This is a genomic window from Vibrio sp. BS-M-Sm-2, from assembly GCF_041504345.1.
Classification (GTDB): Bacteria; Pseudomonadota; Gammaproteobacteria; order Enterobacterales; family Vibrionaceae; genus Vibrio; species Vibrio satsumensis.
In genome coordinates, this window is record NZ_CP167895.1 from 864,841 (window position 1) to 885,444 (window position 20,604).

General features: G+C 42.5%; 16 protein-coding genes. 9 read left to right on the top strand and 7 right to left on the bottom strand.

The features are described from left to right. Window positions 1–175: 175 nt before the first annotated feature. A complete protein-coding gene (locus AB8613_RS19890) occupies window positions 176–1,069 on the bottom strand; it encodes a DMT family transporter (protein WP_060980583.1) in 894 nt (297 codons plus the stop codon). Window positions 1,070–1,167: 98 nt separating this feature from the next. On the opposite strand from AB8613_RS19890, the gene AB8613_RS19895 reads away from it, so the two are divergent. Then, on the top strand, window positions 1,168–1,956 hold the full coding sequence (locus tag AB8613_RS19895) for a helix-turn-helix transcriptional regulator (protein WP_372385744.1): 789 nt from the start codon (window positions 1,168–1,170) through the stop codon (window positions 1,954–1,956). A gap of 50 nt (window positions 1,957–2,006) precedes the next feature. Here the strand turns inward: AB8613_RS19895 and AB8613_RS19900 are convergent, their stop codons facing one another. Continuing rightward, complete coding sequence (locus AB8613_RS19900) at window positions 2,007–2,369, bottom strand: hypothetical protein (RefSeq protein ID WP_146490982.1); 363 nt, start codon at window positions 2,367–2,369, stop codon at window positions 2,007–2,009. A 404-nt stretch (window positions 2,370–2,773) separates the two neighbouring features. On the opposite strand from AB8613_RS19900, the gene AB8613_RS19905 reads away from it, so the two are divergent. The 7 genes from AB8613_RS19905 to AB8613_RS19935 all read left to right on the top strand — a co-directional run bounded on the left by AB8613_RS19905 (window position 2,774) and on the right by AB8613_RS19935 (window position 13,569). Next, window positions 2,774–3,115 carry a DUF1214 domain-containing protein gene (locus AB8613_RS19905; RefSeq protein ID WP_186728050.1) on the top strand — a complete coding sequence of 114 codons (342 nt, stop codon included), beginning with the start codon at window positions 2,774–2,776 and terminating at the stop codon, window positions 3,113–3,115. Between the two features lie 10 nt (window positions 3,116–3,125). Continuing rightward, complete coding sequence (secD, locus tag AB8613_RS19910) at window positions 3,126–4,886, top strand: protein translocase subunit SecD (protein WP_285953813.1); 1,761 nt, start codon at window positions 3,126–3,128, stop codon at window positions 4,884–4,886. Next, a complete protein-coding gene (secF, locus tag AB8613_RS19915; protein ID WP_285953812.1) occupies window positions 4,873–5,814 on the top strand; it encodes a protein translocase subunit SecF in 942 nt (313 codons plus the stop codon). The genes secD and secF overlap by 14 nt, the downstream gene beginning before the upstream one ends. Before the next feature lie 333 nt (window positions 5,815–6,147). Further along, a complete protein-coding gene (locus AB8613_RS19920; RefSeq protein WP_372385746.1) occupies window positions 6,148–6,831 on the top strand; it encodes a hypothetical protein in 684 nt (227 codons plus the stop codon). Between the two features lie 676 nt (window positions 6,832–7,507). Beyond that, the gene (locus AB8613_RS19925) at window positions 7,508–9,307 is read left to right on the top strand and encodes a mechanosensitive ion channel family protein (RefSeq protein WP_372385748.1); all 1,800 of its coding nucleotides are present in this window, start codon (window positions 7,508–7,510) and stop codon (window positions 9,305–9,307) included. 117 nt (window positions 9,308–9,424) lie between these two features. Further along, window positions 9,425–10,516 carry an efflux RND transporter periplasmic adaptor subunit gene (locus tag AB8613_RS19930; protein ID WP_285953809.1) on the top strand — a complete coding sequence of 364 codons (1,092 nt, stop codon included), beginning with the start codon at window positions 9,425–9,427 and terminating at the stop codon, window positions 10,514–10,516. Then, window positions 10,516–13,569, top strand: a complete 3,054-nt coding sequence (locus tag AB8613_RS19935) for an efflux RND transporter permease subunit (RefSeq protein ID WP_372385750.1) — start codon at window positions 10,516–10,518, stop codon at window positions 13,567–13,569. The genes AB8613_RS19930 and AB8613_RS19935 overlap by 1 nt, the downstream gene beginning before the upstream one ends. Window positions 13,570–14,096: 527 nt before the next feature. On the opposite strand, the gene AB8613_RS19940 is transcribed toward AB8613_RS19935, so the two are convergent. The 4 genes from AB8613_RS19940 to AB8613_RS19955 form a co-directional block, all read right to left on the bottom strand. After that, on the bottom strand, window positions 14,097–14,747 hold the full coding sequence (locus AB8613_RS19940) for a MarC family NAAT transporter (RefSeq protein ID WP_327784756.1): 651 nt from the start codon (window positions 14,745–14,747) through the stop codon (window positions 14,097–14,099). Window positions 14,748–14,878: 131 nt separating this feature from the next. Further along, window positions 14,879–16,270: a magnesium transporter gene (locus AB8613_RS19945; RefSeq protein ID WP_372385751.1), complete on the bottom strand. Its 1,392-nt coding sequence runs from the start codon at window positions 16,268–16,270 to the stop codon at window positions 14,879–14,881. An 8-nt stretch (window positions 16,271–16,278) separates the two neighbouring features. After that, the gene (locus AB8613_RS19950) at window positions 16,279–16,929 is read right to left on the bottom strand and encodes a DedA family protein (RefSeq protein WP_372385752.1); all 651 of its coding nucleotides are present in this window, start codon (window positions 16,927–16,929) and stop codon (window positions 16,279–16,281) included. 67 nt (window positions 16,930–16,996) lie between these two features. Then, a complete protein-coding gene (locus tag AB8613_RS19955) occupies window positions 16,997–18,088 on the bottom strand; it encodes a calcium:proton antiporter (RefSeq protein WP_372385754.1) in 1,092 nt (363 codons plus the stop codon). A 265-nt stretch (window positions 18,089–18,353) separates the two neighbouring features. On the opposite strand from AB8613_RS19955, the gene AB8613_RS19960 reads away from it, so the two are divergent. Next, window positions 18,354–19,418: an alpha/beta hydrolase gene (locus AB8613_RS19960; RefSeq protein ID WP_372385756.1), complete on the top strand. Its 1,065-nt coding sequence runs from the start codon at window positions 18,354–18,356 to the stop codon at window positions 19,416–19,418. Between the two features lie 61 nt (window positions 19,419–19,479). Here the strand turns inward: AB8613_RS19960 and AB8613_RS19965 are convergent, their stop codons facing one another. Next, window positions 19,480–20,409 (bottom strand): LysR family transcriptional regulator, encoded by a 930-nt coding sequence (locus AB8613_RS19965; protein WP_372385757.1) that lies wholly within the window; start codon window positions 20,407–20,409, stop codon window positions 19,480–19,482. Between the last annotated feature and the right edge of the window lie 195 nt (window positions 20,410–20,604).

Consider the following 20,604-nt stretch of genomic DNA (forward strand, 5'->3'; position numbering starts at 1 on the left):
TAAACGGTACTCAATGCATTAAACCTGACTCGCTAACATGTTGCAACCACAATGAACGCTTATTAAAAGCATTTTAAAGACTTGTAAATAAAACAACAGTGCCTACTTTAGGAGTAGGCACTGTGAAAATAGTGAGTTTGAGTATTTGCCCTAATATGAGCGTTGTCCCATGCGTTTAGTTTTGCTGAGGGAGAGGTGCCTCAAGCCTTGGCTTCCTTTTGATTTGAGCAAGGATGACGCCTGAAATCACCATCACACCACCAATGATGTGGAACTGGTTAATCTCTTCACCAAGCCATGTAGCGGCTAATACGATCGCAACAACCGGAAGTAAGTTCATGAACATCGCGCTTGAGTCAGCACCAATGGTGTCAATCGCCTTCACCCACATCCAAGGTGCTAAAATCGAAGCGGCAACCGCGGCGTAAGCAATCAATGGGATCGCTTGTTGCGGTGGTAAAAGTTGTTCGCTGGTAAGCCAAAGTGGCGTAAGCATCGCGACAGCAAACAGACCCTGGATGTAAATCACCACCCAGCTACTGATTGGCATTTTCCAGCGTTTCAAGAGCACACAGTAAGAAGCATAAACAAAGGCCGCAATCAGCATATAGCCATCGCCTTGAGTCAATTCTTGATGGATGAAGAACAAAGGATCGCCTTTACCTAACATCAGAGCTAAGCCTGACAGTGACAACACACCACCCACGATACTCAAACTAGAAATGGACTTATGCAACAAAGGAACGCTTAGAAACACACTGATCAACGGGACTAAAGACGTGATCAATGCCATGTTGGAAGCGGTTGTGGTTAAGCCTGCGTAGTAACCTAGAGATTGGTTCAACACCATGCCCAAAAAGCCGAGGAACGCTAATTTCGATAGGTTTGGCTTAATGACAGCCCACTGCTTCATCACCGGGCGAATACAGAAAGGCGTGAGAATTAACATCGCAAAAAACCAGCGGTAAAAACTCATCGCGCTAGGCTCTATGGTGCTTGCAGCAAGCTTGTTGACGATTGCATTGGCGCCCCAGATACAGACTGTAAAAAATGGTAAGAGATAATGCATGTGAATTCCGTCGCAAATGAGTTGATGCGGCTAGTTTGACAGGTCGTTATACTTACAAGTATCTTTAGAAAGACATCAGGCGCGATAGGAAGACAAGTTTGAAAAAACACTCCAGAAACCTTCACCCATCCTTATCAATTGATAAGGCACCATCCAACGTATTTATGAATTTTGAAGCGTTTCTTTCGAACACTGAAACCCGAGTTCATAGCCACTCATGGGGACAGGTTCAATTGATCAGTGGTGGTATATTAGAGATGGAAGCGGAAAGCACCCGATTTCTAGCACCACCGCATTTGGCGATTTGGGTACCAGCCGGGGTGATGCATTGCAGTTATAACCGTAAGCCTCTGGACTACTGCTCGCTAAATATCGCGCCAGAACTCACGCAACACCTGCCAGAAAAAACCAGTCTTATAAAGATCACGCCCATTGTGTCTTCGATCATCGAGGACTTTCGCGAGCGTGGAATAAATGTTGCGGAAACAGAGCAAGATCAAAGGCTCGTTCAGGTACTGCTTGACCAACTTGCGCAGCGTGAGGTTGAACACCACTTCTTGCCTTCAACAGACAATAAGTACCTAGCACCAATATTGGCTTCTGTTGAAGAAAACCCAACCGATGAAGTGACACTGAAAGACTGGGCTGAACGTGTCCACACCACGGAAAGAACTCTTTCTCGCCACTGCCAGACGGAGCTTGGAATGAGCTTTACCGAGTGGCGACTGCGAGTGCGCTACCTATACTCAATGGATTTGTTAAGAAACGGGCAATCGGTCAAGGAAGTCGCTCTCACATTGGGTTACAACCAAGCAAGCCCTTTTATCACCATGTTCAAACGTTACGCGAACCAAACGCCAGAACAGTATAAGAACCGTTTGTTGTAACCCGTGCTGCTCTCGCGTGGCTAACATGACAAGCCTCCCCCTTGACACAATTATAACGTAGTCAAAGCAACGCACCTGTTACCTAACAGGGTCGACAACGTTGCGATCATTGGTTTGTTAATGTAATCGCTTTCTACTGCTACGTCGTCAAGCCAGTAAATATCTGCAAGTAGGTGAAGATCTTCAATCAATGCTTGGCAATTTGCCTCAGTCACTTTTGAAATATCACTAGGGAAATCATCACTGAGATCGACAATGATCACTCGTTGATGCTTTTTTAGCTTCAATCTTACAATATCTTCTAAATCGGCCATGCTTTTCTCTCTGTGGAAAATAAACATCACACTTTGGCCCTCTCCGATATCGTAGATCTTATAGCGTCGATCATTGAGATAAATAATATTGAATTTCATGCTATCGATTCCTCGGGATTTAAATAATCAGCCAAAATGAAAATGTTGAGTTGGCATTAGACGTTAATTTTTAACTCAATGTCGTTTGAATTGAGTTTGCTTAACTTCACTTAAAGACTCAAAGAATTAGAGAAATTCAAATGTGAATCTCTCAAGTCATATTTGAATTTCTGTAAACCATATTCAGGACACTGTTGGTTATTTATGATCACTGCATTCATGGTTTTCTAGGAAAGGAAACCTAATGCAGCAAAGGAGATAGGTTCAAAAAAGAATCTAAGTAGCATCAATCAACAGTTGTCAACCCAATGAAAAATATCAATAAATATCTTTTGTTATTCTCTCTTCTTGTAAGCGGCTTTTTCTCAAGTTTTGCATGGTCTTCGAGCTCAATGTTGGAGGACGTGTCTGCAATCGCCAAGCTCATTTATGACAGTGAACCTCAAATTGAAGCGACGAGTGATGTCAAACAAATCAGTAATAACCAATCTCTGACGTATCGAATTACAAAGGAAGAAGCCGAAAGCGATTTGTGGTCGATTGTTATCATGGATGGGCAAAGTGACGAGGTAGCAGATGGTGGTCAGCAATTGATTACCAATATCGACAACATGAATTTTCATCGAGAACTCGATGGCAGCTTACTGATCAAAATATCGAAGTACCGACCTGGTGATGTGAACGCTACTAACTGGTTACAAGCCCCAGAAGGTAGCTTTTATCTCGTGAAGTATGTGTATTTATAGGGTAGATAACATGAAAAAAATATTTGCCTATTTCCTGCTAATTCTCTTATTGATTAGCGCCATACCGAGCTTTTTTGGCGAAAAGCCTGCATTGGTTCTTAATCACGCTGATAGCTCATTACCCATTGAGCCTTTGCTAAGCACATTAGTTAAAAATCAGATAACTCCGTTAGGTGTTGAGAACCAACAAGACGAAACTACATTAATCTTTGAAAGTAAAAAAGAACAGCGAGAAGCACAACAGGTATTGTCATTGGCGTTTCCGTTAGCTCATTCTCATTTTTCATTCGTCAGTGCAGCACCTCAGCTATTTAGCCAAGTAGGGCTAACACCCATTAACCTTGGATTAGATCTTCGTGGTGGCGTGCAGTTCATGCTGCAAGTTGAAATAGATGATAGCGTGAGAAGTTTGGTAGAAGCGACATCGACTAATGCTCGCCACGTGGCTCATGCAGAAGGGGTTCGCAGTCGAATTGCTGACATAGATAACAATGGATTCTCGATCATTATTACTAATTTAAGTAGTCGTGATTCAAACAGTATTCAAAGCGTAACCGACCACATGCGTTCACAGTTTTCTGAATGGAAAATCAGTGTAAACGGCAACGTATTACGTTTTACGCTTGATGAAAGCATTAAAGAAGAGCAGGCAAGCCTCGCTATGCAGCAAACCCTAAATATTATGCGCCAGCGTATTGAAAGTTTAGGTATCACTGAGGCCGTCACCCAGCGTCAGGGGGCTGACCGTATATTGATAGAGCTTCCGGGCGTTCAAGATCCTCAAGTTGCGAAGCGTGTTATTGGTGCGACGGCGACGATCTCTTTTCATACGGTTGTTGATTCAAGCCAAGCTGCACAGACTCATACTACGCGTGATGGGGAATCTGTACGCTTGTCTAGGCAACCGGTGTTAACGGGAGAGTACATTATTGGTGCATCCGCATCGGTTGGTGAGTTTGGACAACCTGAAGTGAACCTAGTGTTGAGCAGTGCGGGAGGCAGCAAAATGTCTGACTTCTCACGTAGTAACATCGGTAAGCCTATGGCGACCTTATACAGCGAATATCATCAAGATCATAACAACCAACTTGTTCAACGCCATGAAGTGATCAACATTGCTACGATCCAAAGCCAATTAGGAAGTCGTTTTAGAATAACGGGTATCGGGCAAATTTCCGATGCACAAGACCTTGCGCTAATTCTACGCTCTGGGTCATTGACCGTACCTGTGACCATTATTGATGAGCAAGTGATTGGTCCAAGCCTAGGTGAAGAAAATATCCAAAAGGGTTTGCTCGCGGTGATGGTAGGTTTAGCTCTGACATTTGTGTCGATGCTGGTTTTGTACCGAAAGTTCGGTGTTATAGCTTGTGCCGCGCTTATCACCAACATTGTCATGATTGTGGGTTTCTTATCATTGATACCGGGAGCAACGCTTACTTTGCCGGGTATTGCGGGCCTTGTACTCACCATGGGCATGGCGGTTGATACTAACGTTCTAGTGTTTGAACGAATCAAAGAAGAAATGCGTTCAGGAAGATCGCTAGCGAGTGCGATACCGAGAGGTTATAAAGAGGCCAGAAGTACGATTATTGACGCAAACCTTACGTCGTTGATCACTGCGATTATTCTGTTTGCGATTGGTTATGGTGCCGTGAAGGGCTTTGCAATAACGCTAGGGATTGGACTTTTAACCAGTATGTTTACGGGATTACTCTATAGCCAAATGTGGATGACAAAACTTTGGGGGCATGACAATGACAAAGCTTAACCAACGAGTCGCTGATATCCAGTGGTCAAAAGTAAGGTGGAACGGTTTATTGGTTTCACTTGGGTTGATGTTTATATCAATTGTCCTGATATCGACCAAAGGGTTTACACTTGGGCTTGAGTTTACCGGTGGTATCTCTCATGTCGTCAATGCTGATGTCCCGGTGAGCTTGGAAGCGATGCAATCAGCTTTGAATACGGTATTTGATGAATTACCCAATCTAGTGCCCGATGTTACCTACCAAACTTGGCAGTTACAGTTTCCTATTGGCGGAACGGGTGAATTGGAGTTGTTGCAGTGGTTAAGAGCTGTAGAGTTGGAGCTAGGCCATCCGCTTAATCTAGTGTCGAGCTCAGTTGTTGGCGCGCAGGTGGGTGAGCAATTATTTGAGCAAGGTGGTTTAGCCCTGATTGTTGCGTCTATCGCCATTATGTTTTACTTAACTGTGCGTTTTGAATGGCGATTAGCTCTGGGCGCGATTGTTGCTCTACTGCATGATGTGCTGGTGGTTTTAGCATTGTTTGTGGTGTTTTCGATTGAATTTAATCTCACCGCTCTTGCTGCATTGCTTGCTGTTGTGGGTTACTCGCTCAATGACTCTATTGTTATCGGAGACCGAATTCGTGAGTACCTGACCCGTAGACCGAATCAGAGTACCAGTGAATCTACGGATCAAGCGATACGATCGTCATTGTTTAGGACTCTAGTAACGTCTGGAACCACGTTATTGACGGTAAGCAGTATTGGCCTTATCGCAGGCGGTACATTAAGTGGGTTTGCGTTTGCATTGTTCGCTGGGATTATTGTGGGCACTTGGTCTTCATTAGTGATCGGTACAGCAATACCGGAAAGGATCGGTTTGTCTTCTGAGCATTATAAGCCCAAAGCTCCTTTGTTAGATGAAGGCGGTAATCCTATTCATAGTTAATATCTCATCGTTTATAGCTAATAGCTAATAGCTAATAGCTAATTGAAAACTTATGGCTCCTATATTGGAGCCTTTTTTGTGCCAAAGGAATTATTCATCATCGTTCGTCTAATGTACCAAATATGATCTTAGATCTTAGATCTTAGATCTTAGATTTTCTATTGGTGACCATTTGGGATGTTATTGAAAATTTAAAATAGTAGTGTGCTCATTTTATCGAATGTATGTTTATTAATAATTTACAGTGAGCTCTATTTTGAATTTCTGTAATTCGTCGTAAACAATAGCTGGTTAGGTACAATTTACTCGACATTAAATATTAAGGAACAAATTATGAAAAAAATTGTATTAACTATCTCTGCTATTTTACCTTTAACTTTTTCAGCTGTTGCGAATGCAAACCAGAATATCGACTTTTCAAACCCAGTGTCGACTTACTCTTATGCGAACCTAGGTTATGATAGTGATGGTTTTACAGCGGGCATTGCTGCAAGCCAGGATCTAAACAATGGTTCAACCATGTTTGAATACATTGGTTCTAATGATTTCTACCAACATAATTTTATTGCGACATTAGCGAATAGTGATAGCGATGCCGCTCTTCAGTTGGATTACCTATGGGATACCGATTACAAGGATACAAGCAAAAACTCACATACGGTGTTTTTTAATGCCATAAAAACAACCTCTATTGACTCTAACTTCAGCCTTTCTCCATCAATGGGGCTAGGCTTTAATACCAATGATTTGTCGACAAACACAAGTTATTTAGCTAATGCAGCACTGACCATGACCTACGCATTCACTAGTGTCGTTTGGCTTGATGTCACACCAGAATACACTTATAGCTTTAATGATCAAAAACAGAAAGTCGGCGGTAAAGAGAGTTACCGTGATTTATCTATTGAAACCAATTTAGGTTTCAAATTAGCGCCAAATCAGTTTGTTGAAGCGACATATCGTTACGATGAAAACAATGATCACCATACTGGTATCAGTTACAACATGAGCTTTTAATCCACAATATTACCCTTTGTTAAGTGACTGTATTTACCTTAAATTTGAAGTGTACAGTTACTTAATGAATAATATGTTATAGCTAATAACCAGTAACTAAAAAATGATAGTTCAATTGATTACTAGCTAAGCGTAACGTTTAATTAAAATGTTAAATAATAGGTATGACCATATATGGAAAATATAACTGCTCAACCATTAATTCTTTATGGGAAAGTTCCCTTTAAATACATCTATTTTGGTTTTTCTTCTTATGTAATTGTTATGTGTGGTTTTTTGTCTTTGATAGGAGGGATGGGTTAAAGGAAATGATCTTTATAGAGAAAATTAATCGCAAAGGGAAGTGTAATCGCATAGTGATGTAATTTGCTATGCGATAGCTAAAGATAAAATATATTTATGATGATATTCGTAACGTTAGAAATGACATGAAAATTAAGTAACCAAGAATAACGGTAATAAGTGGGAAGTATTTCATGGTTTATCTCCATCGATTATTGATGATTATTTATCGCATAACTACTTCACAAATCCCATGAATTAGAGAAATTCATTATTGCTCGAACTGATAGTGAACCATTCTTGAGTTATTCCACTTTTTATTCTTACTAATCATATTGATGGTAAGAATCGTATGCTCTCTGAGAGGGTATCTCTACTAAATCAAAGGTCAATTATGGTCGCTCGACTTTTAACACTTTTCTTTTCAATCCAAATTGTTTGGTTTAGTTCATTCGCTCACGGGCAAGACAAGCCCGGTTTTGTGGATACCTCAACGCCCAATAGCACTCTGTCTGGTTTTATTAAGTATTCTGAGCACGTGATCCATTATTGGCAGCTTGAGCAGCTCGATTTACCTGAAGCCCAACATGCTTATGCCCAAGTAACGCGTACCATGGATCTGTCAAACCTTCCCAATCGCAGTCGAACCGTGGTTGTGATGGAAAGAATCATTTTGCTGCACGAAATTCTAAATAGGTTAGGCCAAGACGTTCAATTACATCCTTCAGAAATGGCATCACTAGCGGGTGACACTGGTCACCAATGGCGTCTCGCTAATACAGACATTTTGATTGCTAGGCAGACGAATGGTGAGAAGGTTGGCCAATATCTATTTACGACCACTTCCATTAATAGCTTATCGAAATGGTATCGCCTGATCTCAGCGTCTACGAAGAAAAGTGAACATGACGTTGATTTGTACCATGAGTTTTTAATTCTCCCAGGCCCGCTATTTTCAATATCATTGATCAAATCTTTACCAGAAAGCTTTAATACCTTATACGCATCGATTCCTCTTTGGCAGTGGTTCGCTTTAGTGGGCGTCTTTTTGTTATGTCGATTTATGATTAAGTTAAGCTTCTCGCTTGGCGAACGTTGGAACTTACATTGGTATCGAAATGGACTGAAATGGCAAGTTGGCCGCCAGTTATCTTTGGTTGGGGTCGTCTTTATCCTGTTTATTACCCGAAAAGTGATTGATGACGGAATATGGATCACTGGAGGTATCTACCAGTTTTTGTCTACCTCTTTTTTGATTGGCCAGTTTTTCTTCGTTGCGTGGTTGATCATGACCATCTTCAATTACTTTGCTGAGCTGTATGTATTTAATAAACACGAAGGTAAGTATGTTGACTCCTCTTTAATTACGGTACTCGCGCGTATTTTTGGTGGCCTCACGATTGCCATCTTGGGCATTTATGTGGTCGATTTTATGGGCTTCTCTATCTCCCCGATCGTGACGGGTTTAGGGGTTGGTGGTTTGGCGGTAGCACTCGCCATTCGTCCTGTACTGGAAAACGTGATTAATGGACTGACTTTGTATGCTGATGGTGGAATTAAAATTGGCGAGCTTTGTCGTTATGGCGACAATCTAGGGACGATTGAGAGCATAGGGTTACGGTCTACGAGAATTAGAACGCTAGAACGTTCATTAATTACTATTCCTAATTCCGAGTTTGCCAACATGGAAATTGATAATCTAGAGCGTCGTGATAAGCGTAGAATGAGCCACCGCTTGAGGTTGCGGTCAGAGCTAACTCAAGACCAACTCAAACTTCTGGTTGTTGGTATTAGGCGGCTGTTATTACAACATCCTAGACTCGATGAAGAGCCAGTTAGAGCAAGGTTTGTGGGTGTTGGTGAGTTTGCGATACACATCGATATACTCGCTTATATTATATGCAAAGATCATGAAGAGTTTCTTGCTGTGCAAGAAGATGTGATGTTTTCGGTGATGCAGCAAGTTGAAGCGGTAGGTGCCCAGTTGGCATTCTCTAATCAATACCAACTGACGCAGGCACTTAACCCTATTGATGATGAACTCAAAGAGAAAGCGACCGAAACGGTAAATCAGTGGCTAGATAATAATAACTACCCATTCCCAGACTTTAGCTATGAATTTAAAGATGGAATCAAAGACAGCATTATGTACCCAGCCAAAAGTTCAGCGGTTCGCGCAAATGGAAATGGTTAAAATTAAAAGTTTTACCTTAAGGTGATTTCCGCTAATTTGAATTTCTCTAATTCATCGTGTTTGCCTTCAGTTTACTCCAAAGTAGCGTCAAATATTTAAGCTACTTTGGAGATATCCATGCCTCGTATTCGTCCTTCACGCATACTTCTTTCTTTTTCTGTTTTACTTATGTCGACGGGGTGTTCGACCGAAGACTCACCACTGATAGGTGACACTCCTCGCCCTGTTCGTTTGACTGAAGTTCAAACCGTGGGTCATCAAGATATACGCCGTTTCCCTGCCCAAGTTTCTGCGTCTAAGGAAGTTGAACTTGCCTTCAGGGTGGGTGGTGAAGTGGTGGAATTTAACTTAAAGCCATCGCAAAGAGTGACAAAAGGCGAAGTCATTGCTCGGCTTGATCAGCGAGATTTTAAAACTGAAGTCGCATTGAAAAAATCGGAGTTTGATTTAGTCAAAAGGGAATTAGATCGAGCGACCCAAATGATGAAAAAGAACCTATTGGCTCAAGCGGAGTTTGATGGCATTCAAGCTCGTCTTCAAGTTGCACAGGGAGCTTTACAGCTTGCACAAGACAGGTTGAAAGATACCGTCATTACTGCGCCTTACAGTGGTCGAATTGCAACAACTCACATTGAAAACCATCAACAAGTGCAAGCTCACCAAGGTATCGTCCTTTTACAAGATCATGAAATGATAGATGTCACGATCCAGTTACCTGAGAGCGTACTTAGCCAGATGGATGCTAAGAGAATTGACCCATCTTATCAGCCCTTAGCGACCTTTAATGGGTCGTCGGTTTCCTACCCTGTGACTTATAAACAGCATAAAACGCAAGCAACAGCAGGAACACAAAGCTATGAAGTGACCTTTACTCTGGTCGCGCCAAAAGATAACCATACGGTGTATCCAGGTATGGGAGCAACGCTACACCTTGATATCGATAAAATCATTGCCGATAAGCAAAGTGCTCAACGTTTTGTCGTTCCTGCTAGCGCCATTTTAGACAATGATCTGATTGGTCAACCTCAAGTCTGGGTATTTCAAAACGGGCTAGTTTCTTCGTTAGATATCACCATTCAAGGAGTGTCGGCGCGTGGTGCGATTGTTTCTGGAGATCTCTCTCAGAATAGCTATGTGGTGAGTGCTGGTGTCAGTCAATTGTCAGAGGGGATGAGAGTTACACCCATCGTTCGTGAGCGAGGTTTATAATGAACCTAACTAATTACGCAATTAAAAACAAAGTCATAAGCTGGCTCGTCGTTGCCATTTTATTGGTGGGCGGTGTGCTTTCTTTTCGTGGTTTAGGGCAATTGGAATTTCCAGCATTCCCTATTCCACAAGCCATGGTTAACACCACGTATCCTGGTGCTTCTGCAATGCAAGTTGAGGAGGAGGTCACCTTACCGCTTGAGCGTGCGATTTCTCAGCTCGAAGATGTCAAAGATGTCGAATCTTTTACCAGTGCTGGGCTGTCTCAGATTGCGGTGATATTAAAAGAGACCATACAAGCAGAACAACAACCTCAGGTATGGGATGAATTACGTCGTAAGGTGAATGATATTCAGCCGAGAATGCCACCGGGAGTGAATCCATCGCAAGTCATTGATGATTTTAGCGATGTGTATGGCATTCTCTACAACATTACGAGTAATGAATACACTTATCGCGAACTACAAAATTACGGTGAATACCTTCAGCGTGAGCTTCTTGCCATTAAAGGGGTAAAGAAAGTTAACTTGGCCGGGCTAGTCTCTGAACACATTGTGATTGAAATTGCTCAGCAAGATCTTAATACGTTGAATCTTGATCCTGCTTGGCTTTCTCGTTTGATTCAAAATCAGAATATGGTGTCTAACGGTGGTGATTTGCTACTTGATGGACAATCGATCCGAATCCATTCTTCTGGTGAGTTTAATGAAATTGAAGCGTTAAAGTCATTTAAATTTAGCCCGCCGGGAAGCAATGACCTGATCCAATTAGGTGATATCGCAGAGGTAAGCCGCCAGTTTCAGGATAAAGCTTATACCTTGTATCGTAGCAATGGTGAACAAGCCATTTCTCTTGGGATCTCGTTTGCGAACAGCGTCAATGTGGTTGATGTGAGTGAACGTGTCAGTAATAAATTGTCTGAACTCGATTTTGCTCGCCCAATCGGGATTGAATTAAACAAGGTGTACGACCAAGGCGATGCGGTTGATAAATCGGTATCTGACTTTGTGATGAGCCTAGTCGAAGCGGTATTGATTGTTATTGTCGTGCTGTTATTTACGATGGGCTTGCGTTCTGGCATTTTAATGGGGGCTATTTTATTACTGACTATCCTCGGTACCTTCATTGGAATGAGTCTTCTAGGCGTTGAGATTCAAATTATTTCACTTGGTGCGTTGATCATTGCACTCGGGATGCTGGTTGATAATGCGATAGTGATAACTGAAGGTGTCTTAATCGGCCTGAAACGTGGATTGACCAAACGTAAAGCCATTGAATCCGTTGTTAAACAGACCCAGTGGCCGCTGCTTGGTGCAACACTGATTGGTATTATTGCATTTGCCCCGATTGGCTTGTCTGCCGATGCAACGGGGGATTTCTTAGGGTCTTTATTCCAAGTATTAGCGATTTCTTTATTACTAAGTTGGGTGCTTGCTATCACGTTAACGCCGTTCTTCTGCGAACTGATGTTTAAAGAAGAAATAGCCAAAGGTGAGTCAGAGCATATCGATCCTTATCGAGGGTTGATATTTACCCTGTATCGCACGGTTCTTAATACCGCACTAAAAAACCGTGTCGCGACTATGGTCATCACTCTGGTCTTACTTATTTCTGCTGTGATCGGGTTTGGCTCTGTAAAACAAGCTTTTTTCCCGCCATCGAATACGCCAATTTTTTATGTGGATGTATGGCTGCAACAAGGCACAGACGTTCGTGAAACAGAACGACGCTTAAAGCAAATTGAACGTACCGTGAGCGGCTTTAATGATGTTCATAATGTTACAACCGTCGTAGGTGCGGGTGCTCAGCGATTTATTCTGACTTATGCACCTGAAAAATCATATAGCAGTTACGGGCAATTGATTGTTGAAGCGAAAGACTTAGCCGCGATCGAAACGATGTTACCCCAGATGAAAGCAAGGCTTGAAAGTTTACATCCAGATATTGATTTCAAGTTTAAGTTAATGGACTTAGGTCCAGCCCCCGCCGCTAAAGTCGAAGCGCGCTTTTATGGTGCGGACCCACAGGTGTTGAGACAACTTGCTGCTCAAGCGAATGAGATCATGCGTAATGAGCCAAAAGCAACTGCAGTTCGTCACTCATGGCGAGAGAAAACTCAAGTGCTTGAACCGCAACTCGATGGTGCAGCAGCAAGGCGAGTTGGGATAACCAAAAGTGATCTTGATAGAACCTTGTTACGCAATTTAAATGGTGAGCAGATTGGCTTGTTCAGAGATGGTAGTCATATCATGCCGATTGTGATGCGCGCGCCAGATGAAGAACGTTTTGATATCGATAGATTACCTGAGTTACAAGTGTGGAGCCAAGACCAAAGCCGTTATATCCCAATAACACAGGTTGTTTCCGACTTTAATTTGACGACGGAAGACTCTCTAATTGTTCGTCGTAACTTTAAACGCGTGATTTCCGTTATGGCCGATGTGACGCCATTTGGTGATGATACGGCTGAATCTTTGCGCCGTTTGGTTGCTCCTAAAATCGAAGCGATTGAACTCCCTCAGGGCTATCATTTTGAGTGGGGCGGTGAATATGAAAGTCAGCAAAAGGCGACCAACAACCTAATGGGTTCATTGCCAATGGGCTATCTGATCATGTTCTTGATTACGGTCTTGTTGTTTAACACCATTCGTCAGCCTTTGGCGATTTGGTTAACCGTACCATTAGCATTAATTGGTGTGACTGCGGGCTTACTATTAATGAATATTCCGTTCTCGTTCACGGCACTGCTAGGGCTATTGAGCTTATCAGGCATGATTGTGAAGAATGGTATTGTGCTGGTGGAGCAAATCAATATCGAAACCGACCAAGGTTCAAATCTTAACCGTGCAATTGTGGATGCGAGTGTGAGTCGTGTTCGACCTGTGTGCATGGCGGCAATTACTACCATGTTGGGTATGATCCCGCTGGTGTTTGATGCCTTCTTCCAGTCGATGGCGGTGACCATCATATTCGGACTTGGGTTTGCTACACTACTAACTTTAGTGGTATTGCCTGTGATTTATGCCTTGTTGTACCGAATAAGCTATCGTTAACATCTACATGTTCAATACCTTTTATTAGGATAAGAAAGAACGTCCCGGAGTGTGTAGGATTAAGCTGATACCAATAATGTTGGTATCAGCTTTTTTATTCGTATTAGCCTGGAGGAAGTGAACGATTTAGTACTCAAGTTTGATGAAAGATACGTGCTGTTATCAATGTATAAACAGTACTATTTAGCTAGAAAACCACCAGTGTGACCGCCTTAAAACGTTCATACATTGCTATCGAATCTCTGTGATGAAAACTCGGGAAGATGTTCGTTAAAGGTGCCAATGTTTACTGGTCCGTCAATATATACTGGTTCAATGTTTACTGGATCAGTGGAACACTTACATAGAAGAACGAAGAACGAAGAACGAAGAACGAAGAACGAAGAACAAGTCGAGCGATTAGAGTTAGAGTGGGTATTTTGAGGGGGATAGTATTGTGGGCTGTTGGAGTGGAAACTGGGTGCCTACATTTAAACAGAAAAACCCACACAATAAGCAATCTACAGTGCGGGTTTTGATACGAAAAATTACAGCAATGCGCTGATGTCTTGTACGATTTCTGTAATACCGATAGTAAAGAACTGCACACCCATACAGATAAGCAGAAAACCCATTATTCGGGTAAACGCGTTAATACCATTTTGGCCCAAAGCTTTAAGTAATGGGTAAGCCATGCTCAGAATAAAAGCGGCGACTAAGCTCACGACACCAAAACCACCAATCACTCCTGTATAAATACTTATTTTTTCTAACTCTTCTTCACTAGAAGCAATTTCAGCGGCAAGGCTAATGATCAGTGCCATTGTTCCGGGACCGCACAGTGATGGAATCGTAAGGGGCACTAAAGCAATAGAATCTTGTCCGACACTGCCATCCATACTTTCTGGTTTTGGAAACAGCATGTTGAAACCAATCGCACAAATGATAATTCCGCCACCCAAGCGTAAGCTCGGAATTGAAATACTAAACAACTCTAAAACAGAAGCACCAATGAAAAAAGTAATGCACATGGCGATGAATAGGTAAAGCCCAACGGTTTTCGCTTGTGAAACGATATAACTCTTGTCTCGGCCCTTACTTAAACCAAGAAGAACGGTTGCAGCGGCTGGTGGGTTCATCATTGGCAACAAGCCGAGAACGGTGAGAGTTAAATAAGTGAATAACGTTTCTAGGTGCATACGGTTTCCTTTAAATATGGGTGGTTTTTTGTGTCATTGGGTGATGGTTAAATTATTAGGTGTCGGTTTAATCTCGAATCAAATTAATGACTAAATGGCTGACTAACTAAATGATTGACTAGCTAACTAAATTAAAGAAGCATTAACTGAGCAAGGTACAGAACACTAAAGAATGAAATCGCATCGGTTAATGTGGTGAGCAGTGGGCTAGATAACATGGCCGGGTCGAGGTTTACGCGTTTGAGAAGCAGAGGTAACGCGCCACCGATCATGACTGCGAAAGTGGACGATATCGTGTAGGCCGAAGCAACAAGTACTGGTAATAAATGACTTTGCTGACCATGGGTAATCAACATGAGTAGAGCAATAACCAGACCAATAGCAAGACCATTGATAGCACCAATCGGGAACTCTTTGGCGACAACAAATAACCAGTCTCTAGCGGAAATATGCTTTGTTGATAATTCTCGAATAGAAACGGCAACAGATTGGTTACCCGCGGCACCGGATAAGTTAGCCACTAAAGGTAAAATTGCGGCTAATAAGGCAACTTGTCCGATAATATGTTCAAAGGAAGCGATGATCGATACCGCGGCATAGCTCAAGATGACCGATGGCAGCAAAAATGTGAGGCGTCGGATATTACGCTTGAGTAGTGGCATGGTACGAAACTCGTCGCCGCCAAATATACCGCTGCTCTCACGTTGTTGTTGTTCGGATTTTTCATATAACGCCTGGTTTAATTGGGTGTGACCAACAATGCCAATTTGAAAGCCGTGTTCATCGATGACAGGAACGGTAGAGTGTGAGGTAGAGTCGAGCACACTTTTTAATGATTGGAGATCAAAATCTGCAGGTACGGTGGGGACACTTGTATCAATATGATCGAGCAATCTATCCCAAGATTGAGCGAGAAACAGTTCTCTAGTTTTGACCGTACCTAAGTAGTTACCGTGTTTGTCGTGTAAATAAATGTAGCGCCACTCAATTCGTTCAGAGCTTTGCTCGCCTTCACGTAAGACGTTCTCTAAGTCTGAAATGGTTGCCCAGCTTTCTAGTTTGATTATCTCATTCTTGCAAATTCGCCCCACGGAACCATTAGGAAAAGACATCGCGGATTTTTCTTCGTTTTCCCAAGTTTCGGGTAGTGAGGATTCAAGGGCTTTGTGAAGTGGTTTAGGTAAGCTACGTAATAGAGAGCGGCGAACGTCTGAACGCATATGTAAAAGAATGTCTTTCGCACTGTCGATAGGAAGGTTTGAAAATAAGAGTGCACGCTCTGGCTCTGTTAGGTAATCCAGAAAGTCAGCAGCCAGATTAGGCTGCTGATTACAAAGCAACACCCAAAACTGTTCACACTGTGCGTTGGTGAATTTTCTAATCACGAATGGAAAATCGGTTAGGTTAGCACTTTCTATATGTTTGATAATGCTATCACTAGTCCCGGACTGCATTGCTGAAATTAACTCGGAGTACAGCAGCTCGGCGTCAGTGTTAGGTAATGGAACGGTTATTAAGGTCATATAATGGGCTACACTGCAATGTGATTACGTTTGCGGATAATTCGGACAAACAGCGTGATAAAAGCAATGGCCATCAGCGTTAAGCTAGTGAAGAGAAACCATTTGGTGATGAGCTCTTGGTGTTGGGCTAAAAATGGGTGACGCATAATGTATTTTCCAGCATAAAGCAGCGTTAACACCCACACGATAGAGCTGGTCATGCTGATCATGACTGTGCGGATAAAGCTGAGACGTGCAATACCCATAAGCATTGGGGTTAAAACACGAACGAATGGGATAAAGCGAGATATGAACAACGATAGGAACCCGAATTTATTGAGAAGGCGCCTTGCTCTAGGTAATGAATCGTCAGGCAGCACGACTTCAATTTTGTTCATTAAGCGTGAACCTTCTAACCAGCGTCCTTGCAGATAACCGACAATCGTGCCTAAACAAGCCGATACGCTGAGAGCAGTCAGGGCGATATAAAAGTCCAAAGCACCTAATCCCACCAGTCCTCCTACAAACAATACCAGTCCGTCTCCGGGGAGAGGCAAAAACACAAAACTCGACTCTAGAAATAACACAACAGCGAGCAGTAGCAGCAAGATATGGAGTGAGTTGATCTCAAGTAGCGTGTCAAAATCTTGCACCCAAATGGCGGCTAATATCTCATTCATACTTTTTCCTTAATGGTATAAAACGACGTGACAACCAGATCGAATGATCTGGCTGTTGTGCGTGGTGTTAGTCGAACATCAAAATCAAATAAGCGAAGAAGAGAATAAGGTGGGTCGCACCATTCAGCGAGTTGGTTCTACCGCTGCTAAAGCTAACGCTGGTCATGAGAAGCGTCGCGGCCAGCAACACCATTTCTGCGGGTTCTAGGCCTAACTTCAAGGGCTGGTCCATTACGCCAGAGATGAGTAAAACGGCCGGTACGGTCAGTGCAATCGTTGCTAATACCGAACCAAAAAATAGGTTGATAGCACGCTGCAGTTGGTTTGTGAGAGCGGCTTTCACGGCACCAACGGCTTCTGGAGCAAGAATAATAAGGGCAACGATAAGGCCACCAAGGGCTGCTGGAGCGCCCATAACGCTAATGCTGTCGTTAATTGGAATAGCTAGCCCTTTTGCTAGAAGTATCACGATGAGCAAGTAGCTAATGAGCATGACAGTGTGAAATAGATTGCTGCTTACAGGACCGTGGTGGTCGTGTTCACTTTTATTGTCGGCATCAATGAAGAAGTGAGTATGGCTACGTGTTTGTACGAACAGGAATACGCCATATAACGCAATGGATGCGAGAACCAGTGTGCCCATCAAGCTGAATGACATGTTTCCGTTATCACTGCTGCTGGTAAAATTTGGCAAGATCAGACAAAGCATTGCGAGAGGGATAATGGCAACCAAATACGCCTTAATACCATCCAAATTATACGACTGAGTGTGATACTTCATCCCACCGACTAATAAAGTAATACCGACAAAACCATTCAATACCGCCATGACCACTGCGAACATCGTATCTCGGGCAAGAACGGGGTTCGGATCTCCGGTCAACATGACAGAGGAGATCATGATCACTTCTAATGAGATGACTGACAGTGTAAGAATGAGTGTGCCAAACGGGTCTCCCAACTTGATTGCTAAGGAATCTGAGTGGCGAACCACCGCGAAAATGGCGGTCATGGCGACATAAAAGAGTACAGAGGTAGTGATGACATAAGAGAGGGTTGAGAGACTTGAGGTCAGTATGTTTTCGCCTAAAGTCTTGAAAAATATAACAGTCAAAATACCGAGGAGCAGCGTTTTCTCTTGTTTTAAAATCTTATACATTTGAGCTTCTCGTTGATATCAACATCGTAAGGTCCTAGTAACGTTGTTGATTCGCGAATGTTCACTACATCCTCCATAAGGTAGTGATTTGCTCATAGTCTATGGTTGTGGGGAGAGGTTGAATATGAATTAGAGAAATTCATAAATGCTTCAATTGTTGCCCCAATTCTGAATTTCTCTAATTCGTCGATTTTAAGTTCATTGAATTCAATAATGGCGTAAATAAACTGCAAACCACAGTTCATAAGTCGCCTTTGGAGTCACAATGAGAACATTACACAAATTTATACCGACTAATTTAATGCCTACTACTCTTGTCTCTGCGCTTGTACTTAGTCTTTCAAGTACTACGGCAATCGCTGATATCAACTTGGCTGAGCGCACAATTCCAACGCCTGTGGGGATATCGACAACGCTTGCTGAAATGATCGAAGGTAGAGGCAGCATTCCAGAGATTCCTGTCCCTGAAAGTACAGAGGCGTGGCTTGAATTTCAGTCCATGTTTGATGCGCACGGAGTTGAACTCGCTAAATCGGTAGCGGAACGTTTTGAAGTAACGTATGAAGCAAAACAATTTGCAGGAGTAGACACTTTTTTTGTGACACCAAAAGTGATCTCATCTGAATATAAAGACAAGTGGTTAGTACACATTCATGGTGGTGCATTTGTATTTGGTGGTGGCGAATCTGCGTTACGAGAAGCTATCTGGGTCGCTGACGGTCTTGGTGCAAAAGTGATTTCAGTTGATTATCGTCAACCGCCATTACACCCATTTCCAGCTGCAATTGATGATGCCGTTGCCGTTTGGAAAGAGTTAATGAAAACCCAAACAGCAGAGTCGAGTGCAATTTTTGGCACATCTGCGGGCGGTAATTTAACGTTAGCAACGACACTGAAAATACAAGAGATGAATTTGCCTGCTCCGGGAGCTCTTTTTGTTGGTACACCCGCGGTTGATCTTAATGAAACATCAGATACTTGGCATACATTAAAGGGACTTGATTCATTAGGTCAGCGTGAAGGATTAATTCAAGCGACATTTGATTTATATGCTGATGGTGAGGCGTTGGATAACCCGCTAATTTCACCTATTTACGCAAATATAGATTCTTTTCCACCCACTGTTTTTATTTCAGGAACTCGTGATTTATTACTGAGTGACACGGTTCGAATGCACCGATTACTGCGCAGCGCTGATGTTGAGACTGAGCTTCATGTTTATGATGGTCAGTCTCATGGTGACTATATGAATGGACTTGTTGCGGACATGCCTGAATCGGAAGATGCGCTTAAAGAGATTGGTTTATTCTTCAGTAAGCATATCAATTAGTTTTAGTTTGCCAGAGGCTCCAAAATAAGTGACCAATATGAAGTAACTTGATGTTAAAGAGTTACTTCTCAGGCTGAATCACCTTATCGAAGAAATTTTGTATTGTTTGGTGCAGCAGTTGGTTTAGTGGAAAACCACGTTTAGATTGCAGGTATCCACCGTTAATTTGAATCGATCTCATCTCTTTTGGAATAGACGGAAGAGGGTAGCAACTTAGTTCGGGCTCATTCTCAGTCACTAACGTACTACCAAAAGACAAGGCGTCAGAATGTTTTAATTTATTGAGTAAAACTCGAATACTGTGAGTCGTTAAAACGATATTTGCTTTATACCCTCTTGCTAAATAAAAGTCTTCAACCGGGGCGCGTTTTGAGTTAATCCCGTCAGCGAGTATCCGAGTGATAGGAAGGTGATGGATGTCTTCTAGGGCGGTACTCTTACTAAGTACTGGGTGATCTTTACGAGCAATGAGGCTGAGTTTTATTTCTTTTAAACGGTGCTGATAAATCTCTTGTGGCAATTGGAACTGAGAAAAAAGGAGCAAGTAATCTATTTGGCCATTAAGCATTTCATTTAAGCTTTGTTCTTGCCAATAAACTAATTTAAAACTGGCAGCAGGTAGTGCTTCTCTTAGAGCACTAAAAATACCATCTCCCCATTGCTCAAGCATGAAGATGTTCATTGCGATCGACACTTCACCTTTAAATTGCAGAGGGTCGAAATTTTGATAAGACTCGACGACTTTTAGTAGAGGTGTGAACATTTCATCGGCGGCTTCTGCAAGTTTTTCAGCTAGCTCAGAAGGCTCGACACCATGAGCTTTACGAATAAACAGTTGATCACCAAACGTTTCTCTCAGCTTAGCTAGACCACGACTGACGCTAGTTTGTGATATCCCCAATTTGTCTGCGGCCTGATGTGTGTTTCGTGTTTCTACAACCGCTTGCAATAGTTTCAGTAGGTTTAAATCTAAATCGCGAAGTTCTTTCATCGTTAGCCCTTAACTATTGAGAGTCTTCCATTGTAGTGTTGAACGCGGATGACGCAAACTCATTTTTCCCGCAGGTGTGTCAGTCTGTGTCAAACCGACTTAAACATAAATATAAGTATGGTTTACAGAAAGTTGCATATGTCACCGTTACTTGAGGTTTGGAACATATTTGCACCCTAATAGGATTATCGGAAC

Coding starts and splice junctions, on each gene's coding strand:
- AB8613_RS19890 (WP_060980583.1), bottom strand. CDS start 1,069: ATGCATTATCTCTTACCATTTTTTACAGTCTGTATCTGGGGCGCCAAT.
- AB8613_RS19900 (WP_146490982.1), bottom strand. CDS start 2,369: ATGAAATTCAATATTATTTATCTCAATGATCGACGCTATAAGATCTAC.
- secD (WP_285953813.1), top strand. CDS start 3,126: ATGAAAAAAATATTTGCCTATTTCCTGCTAATTCTCTTATTGATTAGC.
- secF (WP_285953812.1), top strand. CDS start 4,873: ATGACAAAGCTTAACCAACGAGTCGCTGATATCCAGTGGTCAAAAGTA.
- AB8613_RS19920 (WP_372385746.1), top strand. CDS start 6,148: ATGAAAAAAATTGTATTAACTATCTCTGCTATTTTACCTTTAACTTTT.
- AB8613_RS19925 (WP_372385748.1), top strand. CDS start 7,508: ATGGTCGCTCGACTTTTAACACTTTTCTTTTCAATCCAAATTGTTTGG.
- AB8613_RS19930 (WP_285953809.1), top strand. CDS start 9,425: ATGCCTCGTATTCGTCCTTCACGCATACTTCTTTCTTTTTCTGTTTTA.
- AB8613_RS19935 (WP_372385750.1), top strand. CDS start 10,516: ATGAACCTAACTAATTACGCAATTAAAAACAAAGTCATAAGCTGGCTC.
- AB8613_RS19940 (WP_327784756.1), bottom strand. CDS start 14,747: ATGCACCTAGAAACGTTATTCACTTATTTAACTCTCACCGTTCTCGGC.
- AB8613_RS19945 (WP_372385751.1), bottom strand. CDS start 16,270: ATGACCTTAATAACCGTTCCATTACCTAACACTGACGCCGAGCTGCTG.
- AB8613_RS19950 (WP_372385752.1), bottom strand. CDS start 16,929: ATGAATGAGATATTAGCCGCCATTTGGGTGCAAGATTTTGACACGCTA.
- AB8613_RS19955 (WP_372385754.1), bottom strand. CDS start 18,088: ATGTATAAGATTTTAAAACAAGAGAAAACGCTGCTCCTCGGTATTTTG.
- AB8613_RS19960 (WP_372385756.1), top strand. CDS start 18,354: ATGAGAACATTACACAAATTTATACCGACTAATTTAATGCCTACTACT.
- AB8613_RS19965 (WP_372385757.1), bottom strand. CDS start 20,409: ATGAAAGAACTTCGCGATTTAGATTTAAACCTACTGAAACTATTGCAA.